This is a genomic window from Patescibacteria group bacterium, from assembly GCA_028711655.1.
GTDB lineage: Bacteria > Patescibacteriota > Patescibacteriia > Patescibacteriales > JAQTRU01 > JAQTRU01.
Genome location: JAQTRU010000026.1, coordinates 1 through 15,318, shown reverse-complemented (window position 1 = coordinate 15,318; position 15,318 = coordinate 1). Strand labels below are relative to the sequence as shown.

The 15,318-nt window shown below is 41.8% G+C and carries 14 protein-coding genes and 1 tRNA gene; 13 read left to right on the top strand and 2 right to left on the bottom strand.

Annotation, left to right across the window (positions count from 1 at the left end; all coding sequences use genetic code 11):
- The 13 genes from PHQ42_03740 to PHQ42_03680 all read left to right on the top strand — a co-directional run.
- Positions 1 to 860 (top strand): hypothetical protein (locus tag PHQ42_03740; GenBank protein ID MDD5071820.1); only part of this gene is annotated, 860 nt, incomplete at its 5' end.
- Between the two features lie 90 nt (positions 861 to 950).
- The gene (locus tag PHQ42_03735; protein ID MDD5071819.1) at positions 951 to 1,496 is read left to right on the top strand and encodes a hypothetical protein; all 546 of its coding nucleotides are present in this window, start codon (positions 951 to 953) and stop codon (positions 1,494 to 1,496) included.
- Between the two features lie 174 nt (positions 1,497 to 1,670).
- Positions 1,671 to 2,180, top strand: coding sequence for a hypothetical protein (locus tag PHQ42_03730; protein MDD5071818.1), 510 nt, complete (start codon positions 1,671 to 1,673; stop codon positions 2,178 to 2,180).
- Positions 2,181 to 2,225: 45 nt separating this feature from the next.
- On the top strand, positions 2,226 to 4,748 hold the full coding sequence (locus PHQ42_03725) for a type IV secretion system DNA-binding domain-containing protein (GenBank protein MDD5071817.1): 2,523 nt from the start codon (positions 2,226 to 2,228) through the stop codon (positions 4,746 to 4,748).
- A 73-nt stretch (positions 4,749 to 4,821) separates the two neighbouring features.
- A complete protein-coding gene (locus PHQ42_03720; protein MDD5071816.1) occupies positions 4,822 to 5,562 on the top strand; it encodes a hypothetical protein in 741 nt (246 codons plus the stop codon).
- Positions 5,563 to 5,735: 173 nt separating this feature from the next.
- Positions 5,736 to 7,337 (top strand): DNA polymerase III subunit gamma/tau, encoded by a 1,602-nt coding sequence (dnaX, locus tag PHQ42_03715; GenBank protein MDD5071815.1) that lies wholly within the window; start codon positions 5,736 to 5,738, stop codon positions 7,335 to 7,337.
- A 4-nt stretch (positions 7,338 to 7,341) separates the two neighbouring features.
- Positions 7,342 to 7,415 (top strand) — tRNA-Gln (locus PHQ42_03710).
- Positions 7,416 to 7,668: 253 nt separating this feature from the next.
- Entirely contained in the window at positions 7,669 to 8,136 is a 468-nt protein-coding gene (locus tag PHQ42_03705) for a hypothetical protein (protein ID MDD5071814.1), read from the top strand.
- A 48-nt stretch (positions 8,137 to 8,184) separates the two neighbouring features.
- Complete coding sequence (locus tag PHQ42_03700; protein ID MDD5071813.1) at positions 8,185 to 9,141, top strand: hypothetical protein; 957 nt, start codon at positions 8,185 to 8,187, stop codon at positions 9,139 to 9,141.
- Positions 9,142 to 9,252: 111 nt separating this feature from the next.
- On the top strand, positions 9,253 to 10,359 hold the full coding sequence (rodA, locus tag PHQ42_03695) for a rod shape-determining protein RodA (GenBank protein ID MDD5071812.1): 1,107 nt from the start codon (positions 9,253 to 9,255) through the stop codon (positions 10,357 to 10,359).
- 105 nt (positions 10,360 to 10,464) lie between these two features.
- The gene (locus tag PHQ42_03690) at positions 10,465 to 11,136 is read left to right on the top strand and encodes a 50S ribosomal protein L25 (protein ID MDD5071811.1); all 672 of its coding nucleotides are present in this window, start codon (positions 10,465 to 10,467) and stop codon (positions 11,134 to 11,136) included.
- Between the two features lie 184 nt (positions 11,137 to 11,320).
- A complete protein-coding gene (locus tag PHQ42_03685) occupies positions 11,321 to 12,340 on the top strand; it encodes a DUF3048 domain-containing protein (protein ID MDD5071810.1) in 1,020 nt (339 codons plus the stop codon).
- 42 nt (positions 12,341 to 12,382) lie between these two features.
- On the top strand, positions 12,383 to 12,856 hold the full coding sequence (locus PHQ42_03680) for a type II secretion system protein (protein ID MDD5071809.1): 474 nt from the start codon (positions 12,383 to 12,385) through the stop codon (positions 12,854 to 12,856).
- Between the two features lie 28 nt (positions 12,857 to 12,884).
- On the opposite strand, the gene prmC is transcribed toward PHQ42_03680, so the two are convergent.
- Positions 12,885 to 13,787 (bottom strand): peptide chain release factor N(5)-glutamine methyltransferase, encoded by a 903-nt coding sequence (gene prmC / locus PHQ42_03675; protein MDD5071808.1) that lies wholly within the window; start codon positions 13,785 to 13,787, stop codon positions 12,885 to 12,887.
- A 187-nt stretch (positions 13,788 to 13,974) separates the two neighbouring features.
- Entirely contained in the window at positions 13,975 to 15,006 is a 1,032-nt protein-coding gene (gene prfA / locus PHQ42_03670) for a peptide chain release factor 1 (protein ID MDD5071807.1), read from the bottom strand.
- Positions 15,007 to 15,318 lie beyond the last annotated feature (312 nt).

The window sequence follows — 15,318 nt, the reverse complement described above, 5'->3', positions numbered from 1 at the left end:
GCCAAAAACAAACCACCATAGAGGGAACGGACAATACTTTGTTGCTGGCGGCGGATTTGGAAAGCTTTGATATGGATTACAAGATTGAAAAGATAGAGGAGGATGAGGAAATGTATTATATCACTTACACTTATTTGGATTTGCTGTTGGTGGACAACGCCTGGCAGTACCAATTCAAGGAAAGCGTCCGCCGCGTTTCCAAAAAATCAAAACTTGATTTGGGCATTTACCTGGCCGAAGAATTAAAAGAAGAGTACGAAGCCAGGGTAAGGGAACTAAAAGGAGCGCAGGCCAAAGCCCGGTCCGCCGGTGAAGAAAAAAGATTGGCGGTAACCGAATACAGCGGTTTAATCGGCGCCACCCTGGATTTGGCGGCTAAAGTTTTTTCCGGCTATGAACCGATAAAAAAGGAAGAGCTTTCTTCGCCGGTAACGGTTGAATCATTGCGCCAGACGCCAACCGGAAAGGCAAATTTGTCTCCCGTTGGCTCGGATAACTTAACCCAAATTTATTTTGATTATATAAGCGAAAACGATCCTGATGGCGATAATATTTTCAACGCCGACGACAATTGTCCGGATATTTATAATCCGGACCAATTGGATAGCGACAATGATGGCATTGGCGATGCCTGTGAAGCTGAAGAGGCAGGCAGTGAAACAGAGGAGGGGGACATACCAGCCGAAGAAATTGTGGAGATTATTGAGTTGCCAGCCGAAGAAACGGCCGGGGATAACGAACCAACTGATGAGCCAGCGCCAGCCGAAGAAACGGCCGGGGATAACGAACCAACTGATGAGCCAGCGCCAGCCGAAGAAACGGCGCCGGCGGATAACCCGACAGAAGCGCCGACAGAGTAAAATTAGGATGATAAAATTTTCAATTAATTAATTATTAATTAATTCGCAGATAATTGAAAATTTAAGAATTGATAATTAGGAATTAAGTTTATGCCTAGCGATTTCCAACAAACTGTAAATTTAAAGGAGAAACCGAAACTCAAGGCCAGTCCTAGCCGGACCGAAGAGATTGATAATGTCTTTAAAGATTCCGGTGAAGAGTTCGGCAGAATAAACCGACCAAGGGCAAGAAAAATCAACGAATCTTTGGCCCGGAAATTGGCTGTAGCGGTTGCCTTGGCGGCGGTTCTTATTGCCGTTTATTTTTTGTTTTTCAGAAAAAGCGGAGGGGAGGAAAATATGGTAAAAGCCGGTAATTGGTACGCGGTAAAATTAGTTGACGGGGAAACTTTTTACGGCCAGATTAAAGATGTGGCCGCGGATCCGGTTATTATGGAAAATGTCTATTATAATTATGACCAGCAGAAGAGCGGTAAAACCATTGAGGAAACAGGCAGTTTGCGCTTGGTAAAAAGAGGCCAGGAGACTCATGGTCCGGAGGGGATTATGAATATTGTCCGGACGCAGGTTTTATACATGGAGCCGCTAAAAAAAGATTCAAAAGTTCTGGAGGCAATTTTAAATTATGAAAAATAATGCGGGTTGCTAGCGGGTTTTCACACCTACCACCAAACCTTTCTCTTTTAATCCATCAAAAGTTTGTCGCCAGCGCCGCTGCCAACTGGTCTCCGCACCAGTTGGAAACCCTTCGCAAACCATCAAAAGTTTGTCGCCAGCGCGGAGACTGGCGACCAGCCTAATAACAAATTTATGGTTGATGATAAAAATTTACAATTAGAAAATCCGGAAAATAAAAATTTAACTCCGGAGAAGGTTGAAGGGGAAATAAAAAAAATTGAGTCGGTTCTGTTAGGGGGGAAGGAAATGACGCCGGAAAGAAGGGAAACCTTAACGGAAAAAGAGGGAAAAGGAACGGAAGAAAAACCAAAAACAATTCCGTTCGCGGCGGGATTGTCTGATATCGGCGAAGCTGAAACAAGGAGAAAAGAAAGGGAAGAAAAAATAGGGAAAATACTGGAAACGGGAATGGAGGAAGTTTATTTAAGCCTGCCGGCGGATAAACAGCGGGAGTTCAAAGCCAGGGGCGAAGCCACGACGAGAGAAATCAATAAATTACTAGGGAAAGTCAAAGTTAAAGCTGAAAAAATAGTTTATTTGATAAAAAAGTGGCTCTCAATTATTCCCGGGGTCAACAAGTTTTTTTTAGAGCAGGAAGCAAAAATAAAAACTGACGAAATTATGAAACTAAAAGAGCGATAATCAACGCAAGAAAGGCGAGGATGTTCGCTTTTTAAATTTTTTTCTATGGACTACGGTTTCCCGGAACAAAACGTCTATTCAGCCCCAACCAATTTAAGCCTGGAGCTAGCGCCTTGGCTGGTTTACTTAATCTGGGCGATTGTTGTTCTTTTTTTTCTGCTCTTTCTGGTTAGAATCATTAAATTTCTCTACAACCGCAATCGGATTTTTGATCAGATTATTTTCTTGGTCCGTTTGCCAAAAGAAAAACCAGGGGAAAGAGAGGAGGATTTTGATGTCCAGCACCTGCACGAAGAAATTGCCAAGGGTGAAACGGTTTTTGCCGGCATTGGCGGTTTGCGGGCGCAAAGGGGAATTCTGCCCTGGCTTCTTGGACGGGACGACCATTTTTCCTTTGAAATCGTGGCTCGGGAAAAGAAAATTTGCTTTTACGCGGTCGCGCCCAGGAAAATGGCCCGCTATTTAGAACAGCAAATAAACGCGCACTATCCGGAAGCGGTGATTGAGGAAGTGGAAGATTATAATGTATTTGCTCCAAAAGGAGAAATAGCGGCCGGCTCCCTCAAAACAGACCGTGGTTTTATTTTTCCCCTAAAAACCTATCGTAAGCAGGAAACCGACCCGATGAATTCCATTATTAATGCGATGTCAAAACTGGAGGCGGACGAATCTGTCGCTATCCAATACGTTGTCCGAAGCGCCAAGGGCGTTTGGCATAAAAAAGCCGCAGCCATAGTAAGGGAAGTGGCTTCCGGCAAATCTATGGCCGAAGCCCTTAAATTGAATAAAATAACAAAAGCAATCTCGGCAGTCGGAGATATTGCGGCAATGGCCAAACCGCCGACAGAATTAGAAAGGCAAAAACAACTTAATAATGCGTCTAAAACTTCCGCCCTGGAGCAGGAAATGCTCAAAGAGATAGAAGAAAAAAACGCCAAAGCCGGTTTGGATGTTAATTTGCGGATTGTGGTAAGCGCGAAAAACAAAGGGCAGGCAGGAGTGTTTCTGGAAAATATGGCTAACGCTCTAAGGCAATATAATTATTACGAATATGGGAATAATTTCAAAAATAAGCTGGCCAGGGGCAACCAGGGCGGAATAATAAATGATTTTATTTATCGCCGCTTTCGGGAAAAATTAAGTTTTCTCCTTAATACCGAGGAACTGGCTTCTCTTTTTCATTTTCCCTTAAAGCACACGGAAACTCCGAATATTCTCTGGCTTACGGCGAAATACGCTCCGGCGCCCTCCAATCTCCCAGATGAGGGAATTATTTTGGGGGAAAATTTTTATCGCGGAGTGAAAAAGGAGGTGAAAATAAAAAGAGATGACCGGCGGCGGCATCTTTACGTTATAGGTAAATCCGGCACGGGCAAATCGCAGTTTATGGCCAGTCTGGCCATTCAGGACATAATAAACGGGGAGGGTGTCGGGGTTTTGGACCCGCACGGGGATTTAATCCAGGATATTCTCTGCCGCATTCCGCCCGAACGGGCGGAAGACGTGATTTTGTTTTCCCCGGCAGATCTGGAACGGCCCCTGGCCTTGAATTTGGTGGACTACGATCCGAAGTATCCCGAACAAAAAACTTTTGTCATTAATGAGATGATAAAGATATTTGACAAGCTTTACGACTTGAAAGCCACTGGCGGACCCATTTTTGAACAATACATGAGAAACGCCCTGCTCCTTATTATGGCTGATCCGGCTTCTGGCTCCACCTTGATGGAAGTGCCGAAAGTTTTGGCCGACCCGGCCTTCCGGAAAATGAAACTGGAGCGTTGCGGGGATCCGACAGTAGTGGATTTTTGGAAACAGGAGGCGGAAAAAGCCGGAGGCGAAGCGGCTTTGGCAAATGTTGTCCCTTATGTCACTTCAAAATTAACCCAATTTATTTCTAATGATACAATGAGGCCAATAATCGGGCAGCAGAGAAGCTCTTTTAATTTTCGCGATTTGATGGATAAACAAAAAATCCTTTTGATTGATTTATCAAAAGGCCGGGTAGGGGAGATGAATGCTTTTCTTTTGGGCATGATCTTGATAGGCAAAATTTTAATGGCGGCTTTATCCCGGACCGATATTCCGCTTGAAAAAAGAAAAGATTTTTATCTTTATATTGATGAGTTCCAGAATTTTACCACTGATTCAATCTGCTCTATCCTTTCTGAAGCGAGAAAATACGGGCTTAATTTAATTATTGCCCACCAATACTTGGGGCAACTGGTAAAAAACAAAGATACAACTATAAAAGACGCTGTTTTTGGCAATGTCGGCACTTGGGCTTTATTCAAGGTCGGATCAGAGGATGCGGAAGCTATGGAAAAAGAATTTTCACCGGTTTTCAACCAATACGATTTGATTAACGTTGATAAATTCACGGCCTATGTAAAACTTTTGATTGATAATGCCGCCAGCCGGCCGTTTTCCATGAAAACTTTATGGCCCTTGCCGGGCGAGGCGCGGGAAGATATGGCCAGAAGGATAAAAGCCCTGTCTCGGATTAAATATGGCCAAGACCGGAATATAATTGAAGCGGAAATCAAGCAAAGAGGCAAAATGGGCTAGCCGGGCTTGCGGCTTGCCAAAAAAATGTAAATTTTGTAGAATATGAGGGCAAGCTATAGGATAAAACAAACATATGAAAAATAAAAACCAAGACCAAGGCCCGGATTCTTTCGGCGATGATTTGGAAATAGAAAGCGGATTCCTGGATGAAAATAAGGAGTTTAACCTTGACTCGGACGGCAATCCTTTTGCCGAAGAAAAAAAAACGGACAAAAAAAGAATTAAGAAAGAAAAAGACCCGGAGGGAATAATTATCGGCCGGGCCAAAATCGTTTTGTTAAAAAAATTAGCAGAAAATATAAAAGAAAATAATGATAAGTTTCTGGAAATTTTGTCTGTTTTGGCGCCGGGAGATGAGGCGGGCCGAATTAGCATCAGCCAAATAGGCGAAGAAACCAAAGACGGGGAAATTTCTCCTTTTTCCGGAGAAGAGACCGGTAAAATAATTGAAGGGGTTTTTGATGGGGAGAATATGATCGGGCCGGACGGAAAACAATACAGCGTGCCGGCCAATTACGCTTCCAAATCAAAACTGGTGGAAGGCGATATTTTGAAGCTCACTATTACCCAAAACGGAACCTTCATCTACAAACAAATCGGCCCGATTGAAAGGGCGAGAGTGGTGGGAGAGTTGAAAAAGAGCGGCGACGGGGATTTTGTAGTAGAATCGGAAGAAGGAAAAAAATGGCAAGTGCTTCCGGCCAGCGTTACTTATTTTAAAGGCGAAGCGGGCGACGAAACCATAATTTTAATACCAAAAACCGGCGAGAGCAAATGGGCGGCGGTGGAGAATATTATCAGAAAAAGGGAGTAATTTCTCAGGTGCCAACTATTAGTTATTAGCTTTTAAGTTATCATGTTCACGCATTTTAAAGCGTGTTTTTTATATTCTTGATTTATTCCAATTTAATGGTAAAATGGAAAAGTAAGAGAAGGTTTTAAAAGCCTATTTTTGGTTTTTAATTTTTAATCTTTAATTTTTTTAAAATGGCGACATTATACAGAAAGTACCGCCCGCAAAATTTTGCCGAAGTGGTTGGGCAGAACCATATAAAAATTACTTTGGAGAATGAAATTCAAAGCGGTCGGATTGCGCACGCTTATCTTTTTTGCGGTCCCAGGGCGGTTGGAAAAACAACTTTGGCTCGGGTGATCGCCAAGGCGGTTAATTGCCAAAAAAGAAAAGAGGGCGAAAGCGAGCCCTGCAATAAGTGCGAAATTTGCCAAGAAATCACGGCTGGACGCGGCTTGGATATTATTGAAATAGACGCGGCTTCCCATACGGGCGTGGATAATGTCCGGGAAAACGTCATTACTTCGGCCCGGACCGCGCCGTCCCGCTGCAAATACAAAATCTTTATAATTGATGAAGTCCACATGCTTTCCATTTCCGCTTTTAACGCTTTGCTGAAAATTATGGAAGAGCCGCCGCCTAATGTTATTTTTATTCTCTGCACCACCGAAGTCCATAAAGTTCCGACTACTATTATTTCCCGTTGCCAAAGATTTGATTTTAGGCGCATCAGCGTGGTTGATGTCGTGAAGAAATTAAATTATATTGTCAATAAAGAAGGGATAAAAATAGATAAAAAGATTCTGGAAGCCATCGCTAGAAAATCAGAAGGATATATGCGCGACGCGGAAAGTCTCCTGGGCCAGATTGTTTCTATTGGCGGACGGGAAATCACGCAGGAAGAGGCGGATTTAGTCATCCCCAGAAGCGATTTGGACGAAATCATAAATTTAATCGCTTATTTGGCGAAAAAAGACGCGGCTGGAGCCGTCAGGCTAATAAATAAATTAGTTGACGAGGGGGTTAATTTGGCCGCTTTTGTTTCCGACCTGATTGAAGTTTTGAGGAAAATAATGCTTGGAAAAATCAGCGCTGGAAATTTAGCCCTGGAATTTGGAGAAAATTTAGAAATAAAAATTAATGAAATTTCGCGCGAACTTAATTTGGAGCAGCTTATCCTCTTTATGGAAAAATTTATAAAGGTTAAAAATGAATTAAAGGACAGTTTTATTATCCAATTGCCCATGGAATTGGCTGTTACCGAGCTTTGTATGGCCAAAGAAGCGGTTCCTGCCAAAATTATCTCGCCCGCGCCCAAAAATTTTCCCAAGGCAAATCCCGGTCCGGCTTCTCATAACCAGGGAGTCTCTTCGGCCGGAATGAATCTGGAGGAAATAAAAAATCGCTGGCACGAAGTTTTGGCCAGAGTAAGCAAATACAACCATTCTTTATCTTTTATCCTGCGCGTTTGCCAGCCAAAAGGCATAACCGGCAGCCAACTTTGCCTGGCCTTTAAATATAAATTTCACAAAGACCGGATCAGCAATCCGCAGATCAAGGGATTGGTGGAAAATATCCTAACCGAAGTTTATGGCTTATCTCTTTCAATTGAGGCCATAATTGACGAGGCCTTGGAAATAAATTCCGGGGGAGGAGGCGGGACGAATGGCGAGCAGGGAATTGAAGCGGAGAATGGCGAATTAAAGGCGAAAAACAATGAAGGAGAGGATAGGCCGGCCAACGGCAACATGCTGAATGATTTATTAGAAAACTTTGGCGGAAAAATTGTGAAATAATTTTTGCGGGATCGTCTAATGGTAGGACGCTTGATTCTGGCTCAAGTAATCTTGGTTCGAATCCAAGTCCCGCAGCCAACAAGGATAAGATTGAAAGGTTGCCTCGCGGCTTCGCCGCTAAAATTTAGTCAAAATATAATTTTTGGCTTTGCGAAAAACCCGCCCTTTACCGGAGCGGGTTTTAAAAAACGATTCGGCTTATTTTAGTTTAGACATAAGGCCTTGGACCAACTCAAAATTTTTTGCCTCGCCGCTTTTTTTGTGAATTAAACCCCTTTCTTTGCCAATAAAAATTTTGGCCAAAAAATAAAATTTGTGTTATAATTTAAAAATGGACAAAGAAATCAGGCAGTCAATTTTAATTTTTTGCCTTTTACTTCTCTTTTGGGCGAGCGGAGCGGTTGTTGACACGGCTTTGTGGGGACACGAGACTTATCGGACGCCGGATTGGCTTATCAAGAATTTACATTTGTTTTGGCTGGTTCTAAACCAATTTTTGTTGCCGTTGCTGGTTTTATTGGTTATAAAGCCAGGATTGAATACCTTAATTCTGTATTTATCCGCGGGTTTTTCCGGCAGTGTTTTATGGGATTTGGTTTATTCTTTATTGACGCGCGGAAAATTTATAAGCGATAGCCTGGAAAGATGGTTTACCCTTGATTTTTTAAATCTGACGGTTGGCTTCGGCCGGGAACAGGCAATTTATTTTCATATTTTCCGAATTTTAATAAGCGCCGCGCTTTTTTATTGGCTGTACCGCCGTTTAAAAAAATATTTTGTTCTCAACCCGAAAATATGATAAAATATTGCTATAAATACAAGCTTCGCGAAGCGAGGCGAATAGAATATGGAAGAAAAAAACTTGGAAAACGAAAAAAATGAAAAACAAGAAAAAGGGGCGGATATGAACCAATATCCGTCTAGTTTTGGCCCTTCGGACAAAAAACTGGCCCTAGGCCTATGGCTGCTTGAGAATAAAAGGAAGTTGCGGATGGCTTTAATTATATTTTTGGTAATAGTAGCTGGAATTTCCTGGTCTTACACTATTTACGGGTTTGCCTATTACATTGGCAAAGGCATGAATGAGGACGAAATTTTGGTTAGGCAAATCGTTGAGGAGCGGATGGTCGGGCATGATTATATTTTGGAATTAGCGCCGCGAGACCTTATCCTTTCCTCGCCGCAAATTCTGAAAGCTACCGAAGATAAATATGATCTTTTGGCGGAAATAAGGAATCCGAATCCGAAGCATTGGGCGAATTTTATTTATTGCTTTTCCGCAGACAATAAGGAAACGGATTGCGGCCAAAGCTTTATTTTGCCGGAAGAGACAAAAACAATTTTGGCCTTAGCCAAAATTTTTAAAGCCAGGCCATCCGGACTGGCACTGGCTATAAAAGAAATTTCTTGGGCCAGAGTTAACCCGCGCCAATTTCCCGATTGGAAAAACTTCCGCGACGAACACTTTGATTTTAATATAGAGGGCGTAAAATTCACTCCGGCTTCAGCAAGCGGCCTGTCGGAAAAATTAAATTTGAACAGCCTGGAATTTTCCATTACCAACAAAACTCCCTTTAACTACTGGGAAATCCCTTTGAATATTTTTCTTTACCGGGGAAATTCAATTGTCGGGGTAAACAGGTATACGGTTTTGGAATTGATGTCCGGAGAAAAGCGAAAAGTGGAAATGAGTTGGCTGGGCGGCTTAAGCGGCGCTGACAACGTGAAAACAATTCCGGAAATCAATATTTTCGAAGACGATATCTATATTAAATACGAAGGGGGAATAGGGGAAGAAAAGTAAAATAGAATTTTTGAGATTCCGGGGACTCTTGGGATTATTGGGATATTTAGAGTAATCTCAAAAATTATAATAATACCAAAGATCCTAATAATTCTAATAAATAGCTAGCTGATGCTTAATAAAATTCAATTATATTTAAAAAATTTTGACTGGATTTTGTTTCTGTCTGTTCTGTTGCTTGCCTGCCTTGGCTTGGCGGAAATTTACAGTGTCGCCTTGGGCCAGGAAACAGTCAGTTTGCTTAATTTTAAAAAGCAAATTTTTTTTATCGGGGCCGGAATTTTTCTTTTGTTCTTATTTTCTTTTTTGGATTACCACTTTTTGAGAAATTCAAGCAATTACCTTTATCTTCTGGGAATTGTCACTTTGATTGCGCTTTTGATTTTCGGGAGAACGGTCAGGGGCACGCGCGGCTGGTTTTTTTTGGGCGCTTGGAGTTTTCAGCCGGTAGAATTCATAAAAATTATTTTAATAATATTTCTGGCCCGTTTCTTCTCTATCCTCTCCACCCAGCTAAGGCCATGGAAACATTTGATTTTGTCCGGTTTGGGCGGATTGCTTTTTATAATCTTAATTCTTTTGCAGCCTGACTTTGGTTCAGCCCTAATCCTGCTCTTGATTTGGCTGGTGATGGTGATTATGGCCGGTTTCAGCAAAAAGCATCTTATGGCCGTGATTTTGATTCTTTTGGTTGTTTTTTCCGGGCTTTGGACGTTTTCCTTCAAAGATTACCAAAAAGAGCGCGTAGCTACTTTCTTAAATCCATCCTTTGAACCGTTAAAACAAGGGTATAATGTCGCCCAGGCCATAATCGCTGTTGGCGCCGGAGGACTGTTTGGCCGAGGCCTTGGCTTTGGCTCGCAATCCCAGCTAAAATTTCTGCCCGAATCTCAAAATGACTTTATTTTCGCGGTTATTTCCGAAGAATTGGGGTTTTTAGGCGTTTCTTTGGTGATTTTTCTTTTTGCCATCTTTTTTTACCGCTGCTTGGCCGCCCTAGAGAAAATAAACAACGATTTCGGCATATTTTTTATTTTAGGGGTGGTGGGCTTGATTTTTATAGAAATGTTTATTAATATTGGTATGAACATAGGAATTCTGCCCGTGGTAGGGATACCCCTGCCTTTTGTTAGTTATGGGGGCAGCGCCATTCTTTCTATTTTTATCCTAGTTGGCATAATAGAAAGCATTATAATCAGGTCAAAAATTAATTATTAAACGTTATAAATTACAAATCCATTACAAATTTACAAATTCTCATTAAAACGTTTCGTATTATATTTGTAATATTCGCACTGATTTGTAATTTGTAACGTAATAAATATGACAAAAGAAATAAAACTAGAAGCTGTGGCCAGAACCACGGAAGAGGGAAAACCAAAAAAAATAAGACGGCAAAATTTTATTCCGGCGATCCTTTACGGACCAAGCTCGGAAAACAAGGAATTAAAAGTAAAAAAAGTTGAATTTGAAAAAGTTTTCTCCCGGGCCGGAGAATCAAATTTGATTGACCTGGCGGTTTCCCAGGAAAAGCCGGTTAAGGCCTTAATAAAAGAAGTTCAAAAAGACCCCCTGAAGAATACGATTATTCATGTTGATTTATACCAAGTTGACATGAATAAAAAAATTACGACGGAAATTCCCTTGAATTTTACCGGCGAATCTCCGGCAGTCAAAGAATTGGGAGCGGTCTTAGTAAAGGACGCTGACAGCGTTGAGGTTGAATGCCTTCCCGGCGATTTAGTCAACCGCATTGACGTTGATTTATCGGGTTTAAAAGATTTTCATGATGCCATAAAAATGAACGACTTAAAGCTTCCGGCCGGAATAAAACTGGTTAATGAAACCAATGATATTGTGGTTAATGTGATTGAGCCGAAAGTTGAGGTTGAAGAAGCGCCTGTTGAAGGAGAGGCGAAAGAAGCCGGCGGAGAAGAAAAAGAGGGGGAAAAAGAAAAAAACGAAAAATCCGGAGAAGACAAGAAAAAAGAATAGACTCTAAAATAAGCCCCGCGCCTTTTTGCGTTTATGTTTTAATCTTTATTTTTAAAAAGCGCGCGGACAAAGGAGGATGATTATAAGCAATCTCAAAAAATTTTTCTTTCCAAGTGGGGAAAAAAATAAGGACGGCAAATCCGCTGATTTAAATTGGCGGATGATTTGTTATATTTTTATAATTTTGTCTTTAGTTTTGGCTTTTATAGCTTTTGTTTATTTTATTACTTTTTACCCCGATTTATTTAATAAAGTAGGCCAAAATTTTAGCATTTCAAAGAACGACCGGCCGGCAGAAGATGCCTGTCCCGGCTGCCTGCCCCGTTTCATAGATGGCAAGCCGGTTCCGGCCGGAAAGGAAAATTTATTCCCGGCGGGAGTGGTCATAGACAACCATCCTGACGGTCGACCGGTTTTTGGTTTGGCAGGAGCCAATCTGGTTTATGAGGCCGAAGCCGAAGGGGGAATTACCAGATATTTAGCTTTTTTTGCCGGCGGGGAAGAAATAGAAAAAATAGGGCCAGTCAGAAGCGCCCGGCCTTATTTCATTGATTGGATCAAGGAATTGTCGGCTCTTTTTGCCCATTGCGGCGGCAGCCCGGAAGCTTTGGCCAAAATTTACAGAGAAAATATTTTTGACTTTGACGAATTTTATCAAAGCTCTTATTTCTGGCGGGACAAACAAAAGCCGGCGCCTTACAATATTTTTACCTCCTCGGCCAATTTGGAGGAATATCTGAAAAACAAAAATCTAACCGAGGGGAAATTTTTAAGCTGGCGGTTCAAAGAAGATGAACCGCCAGCGGCCGGGCCAAAAGATGATATAGAAATAGGCTTTAAACCACCAAATTTCACGGTAAGATGGAAATATGATATAATAAATAACGAATATATCCGGTATTTGGCCGGAGAAGCCCATCTTGACGGCCAAAGCAATGAGGAAATACGGGCAAAAAATATTATTATCCAATATCAAGAAACCGAGGTTTTGGATAAAGAATTACGGTTAAAAATTGAAACTCTGGGCAGGGGCAAAGCTGTTATTTGCCTAGACGGAAGCTGCCAAGAGGGGGAGTGGCAAAAAAATACTCTGTCCGCCCGCACCCGGTATTATGTCGGCGAAGAAGAAGTAAGGCTTAACCCGGGAAAAATCTGGATAGAAATAGTAAAGCCGAAGCTGGAAATAATTTACCCCGATAAATAATTACGAAGTAAATTTAGAAAAATTTACCAATAAAATACCAATATGAAAAAAATAAATCAGGCTGGGTTTACCCTGATTGAACTTTTAGTGGTCATTTCAATCATCGGCTTCATCGCCGTAGCCGCTCTTTTTAGTTTTAACATTGTCAGAATGCAAGCCCGTGACGCTACCCGAACCGGCAACATCGCCGTTTTGAGCCGGGCTTTGGCCATGTATATGAACGATCAAGGCGCTTACCCGCTTTCTTCGGGCGGATGCTTATCGGCTAGCGGCGGACCGGGAAAAAATTTGCAGGATGCCGGCGTGATTGTCGCAACCCCTGTTGACCCGCTTTGGCCGACAGCCTTGCCTGGTTCAATTCATACTGACGGATATGCCGTCAGCCCATCCAGCAATTTTTGCTATTACTACACGGGAACTGATAAAAATTATTACATCAGCTATTACCTTGAATCAAACTCAAAGTCGGGTTCCGCCGGCATTCATGTTGTGACCCCGGCCGGAGCCAAAAATTAAATCAAATCCCGTCTAAATATTCAATAAATTAAAACTCCATAATTGCCAAACGATTACGGCCGGCCAGGTCTTTTTTTACTTGGAGTTTTGCCTCGGGCAGTTCTCTCTGCGCGAGTTTTTTTATTTTTTTGGTTTGTCTTGGGTCAAATTCGCAAAAAACGGAGAGGGAAGCCGGTTTTAATTTAAGCAACTTTTTAATTTGCCTAAAAAATTTTTCATACAATCCCAACCCGTCCCTGCCTGTGAACAAAGCGATTTTCGGTTCAAACTTCAATCCAAGCGTTTCCATTGAGCAATTATTTTTCCACTCTTTCCAGCCATAGGGCAGATTGGCGAGAATTATTAACTTTGAATCCGAGATTTTGAATTTTGAATTTTGAATAATGGGTTTAAGTAAATTGCCATGGATGAATTTTATCTTATTGTAAACTCCATGCAACTTAGCATTTTTTTTGGCTATAACCAGAGCTTTCTTTGAAATATCCACGCCCAACACTCTTAAATCATAATTTTTAATTCTTAAATTTATTTTTTTGGCTAAAGCGATTATAATACATCCGGAACCCGTCCCCACATCTATTAATGTTACGCGTTCTACGTTGCGCGTTATGCGTTTTAGGGTCTCTTCCACCATCAGCTCCGTTTCCGGCCGGGGGATTAAAACATTTTTATTAACAAAAAAATTTAAGCCGTAAAACTCTTTCTGCCCGGTCAAATAAGCGATCGGTTCGCCCCTCAACCTTCTAGCCACCAGCTTTTGATAATTTTTAATCCGCCTGGATGTTAATTTTTTTTCCGGGTGGGTAAACAAAAATTCCCGATTTTTCTTCAAAACATAAGATAATAAAATCTCCGCCTCAAAAGCCGGATTTTTTATCTTATTTCTTTTGAATTGGTTTGCTCCTTTTATTAGGGCTTGCTTTATTTCCATATTTATAATATATTATCATCAGTAGGGAGCCGTGAAAGTCTCGCGCGTGAGCAAAGCCTCAAATCACGGCTCCCGAAAGTCGAATATTATAGCTCTTTTTATATAGCCGTCGGAATGACTAAGCCCCATATGGGACACGAAGAGTAATATAAAAAAGCCATCCTGACGGCTTTTTTTATTTTTGATTTTACAATTTTGATCTTAGCTCTTTTATGATGTCGCCGATTTCTCCGTCCATAATCCGGACAATGGAATGCCAGGTTTGCTGGATACGATGGTCGGTTACGCGGTCCTGCGGGAAATTATAAGTCCTTATCTTATCGCTTCTTTCCCCGTGGCCGAATTGCTGCTTTCTCTCCGCTGAATCTTTTTCCCGTTTTTCTTCTTCGGCTTTTTCAAAAAGACGCGAGCGGAGAATCTGCAGAGCTTTTTCTTTGTTTTGGTGCTGGGATTTTTGGTCCTGGCACTGGACAATTAAACCGGTAGGGAGGTGGAGTACCCGTATAGCCGAATAGGTCGTATTTACGCTTTGGCCGCCCGGTCCGGATGAGCAGAAAGTATCAATCCGAATGTCGTTCGGATTTATCGCCAAATCCACTTCATCAGCTTCAGGTAAAACCGCCACCGTGGCGGTTGAGGTATGAATTCGGCCCTGTTTCTCCGTTTCCGGCACCCTTTGCACGCGGTGGGTGCCGCCCTCGTATTTTAAGTGGCCAAAAACGTTTTTGCCTTTTATTTCAAAAATGATTTCTTTAAAACCGCCGATGCCGATGCGGTTGGAGTTTAAAATTTCCGTTTTCCAGCCCTGCCGTTCGGCAAACCGGGAATACATCCGGAAAAGGTTGGCGGCGAACAGAGCTGATTCGTCTCCGCCTGTGCCGGCCCGGATTTCCAAAATAACGTTCTTTTTGTCCCGCGGGTCAGACGGCTTTAATTTAACCTCTATTTCGTTTTTTAAATCTTCATATTTTTTTTCTAATTCAACTAGTTCCGCCTGCGCCATTTCCTTTAACTCTCCTTCCTTTTCCTGTTTTACTATTTTTTTGTTTTCCTCAATCCGTCCGCCTATTTTTTCCAATTCCAAAACCATTCCCGCCACTTCCTTCATTTCCGCATACTGCTTTCTGGCCTCGGCGAGTTTTTGGGGTCCGGACATGGCTTTTGGGTCAGCCAGCTTTTCTTCGAGCTCTTTAAATTTTTTCTTTATATCTTCATACATAATTACAAATTACAAATTTATTATCACCGCCGAGGCGGGATCCCGCCCTCCACGCCCCGCCAAAGGCGAGGCTCCGCTAAAAAGCGGGGCCGTGGGCAAATAATTTTACATAAGTGGCGGAACAAATATACAAATAATTATAAACCAGATTGCTAGTTATATCCTCTTTTTGTGGGGGAGAGAACTAAGGTGAAGTTAAATAAAAAAGCAATCAACTCATGGTAATTATATTTTAGCATATTCTAAATCAATTGCTAATTACCAATCGCCAATTACTTTTTAAAACCGTTATTTTTTATCAATTTTCTTTTC

Bases quoted from the DNA above. Each gene is read 5' to 3' on its own strand.
- PHQ42_03680 (MDD5071809.1), top strand. From the start codon at position 12,383: ATGAAAAAAATAAATCAGGCTGGGTTTACCCTGATTGAACTTTTAGTG.
- PHQ42_03690 (MDD5071811.1), top strand. From the start codon at position 10,465: ATGACAAAAGAAATAAAACTAGAAGCTGTGGCCAGAACCACGGAAGAG.
- rodA (MDD5071812.1), top strand. From the start codon at position 9,253: ATGCTTAATAAAATTCAATTATATTTAAAAAATTTTGACTGGATTTTG.
- PHQ42_03725 (MDD5071817.1), top strand. From the start codon at position 2,226: ATGGACTACGGTTTCCCGGAACAAAACGTCTATTCAGCCCCAACCAAT.
- PHQ42_03730 (MDD5071818.1), top strand. From the start codon at position 1,671: ATGGTTGATGATAAAAATTTACAATTAGAAAATCCGGAAAATAAAAAT.
- PHQ42_03705 (MDD5071814.1), top strand. From the start codon at position 7,669: ATGGACAAAGAAATCAGGCAGTCAATTTTAATTTTTTGCCTTTTACTT.
- prfA (MDD5071807.1), bottom strand. From the start codon at position 15,006: ATGTATGAAGATATAAAGAAAAAATTTAAAGAGCTCGAAGAAAAGCTG.
- PHQ42_03700 (MDD5071813.1), top strand. From the start codon at position 8,185: ATGGAAGAAAAAAACTTGGAAAACGAAAAAAATGAAAAACAAGAAAAA.
- prmC (MDD5071808.1), bottom strand. From the start codon at position 13,787: ATGGAAATAAAGCAAGCCCTAATAAAAGGAGCAAACCAATTCAAAAGA.
- dnaX (MDD5071815.1), top strand. From the start codon at position 5,736: ATGGCGACATTATACAGAAAGTACCGCCCGCAAAATTTTGCCGAAGTG.
- PHQ42_03720 (MDD5071816.1), top strand. From the start codon at position 4,822: ATGAAAAATAAAAACCAAGACCAAGGCCCGGATTCTTTCGGCGATGAT.
- PHQ42_03735 (MDD5071819.1), top strand. From the start codon at position 951: ATGCCTAGCGATTTCCAACAAACTGTAAATTTAAAGGAGAAACCGAAA.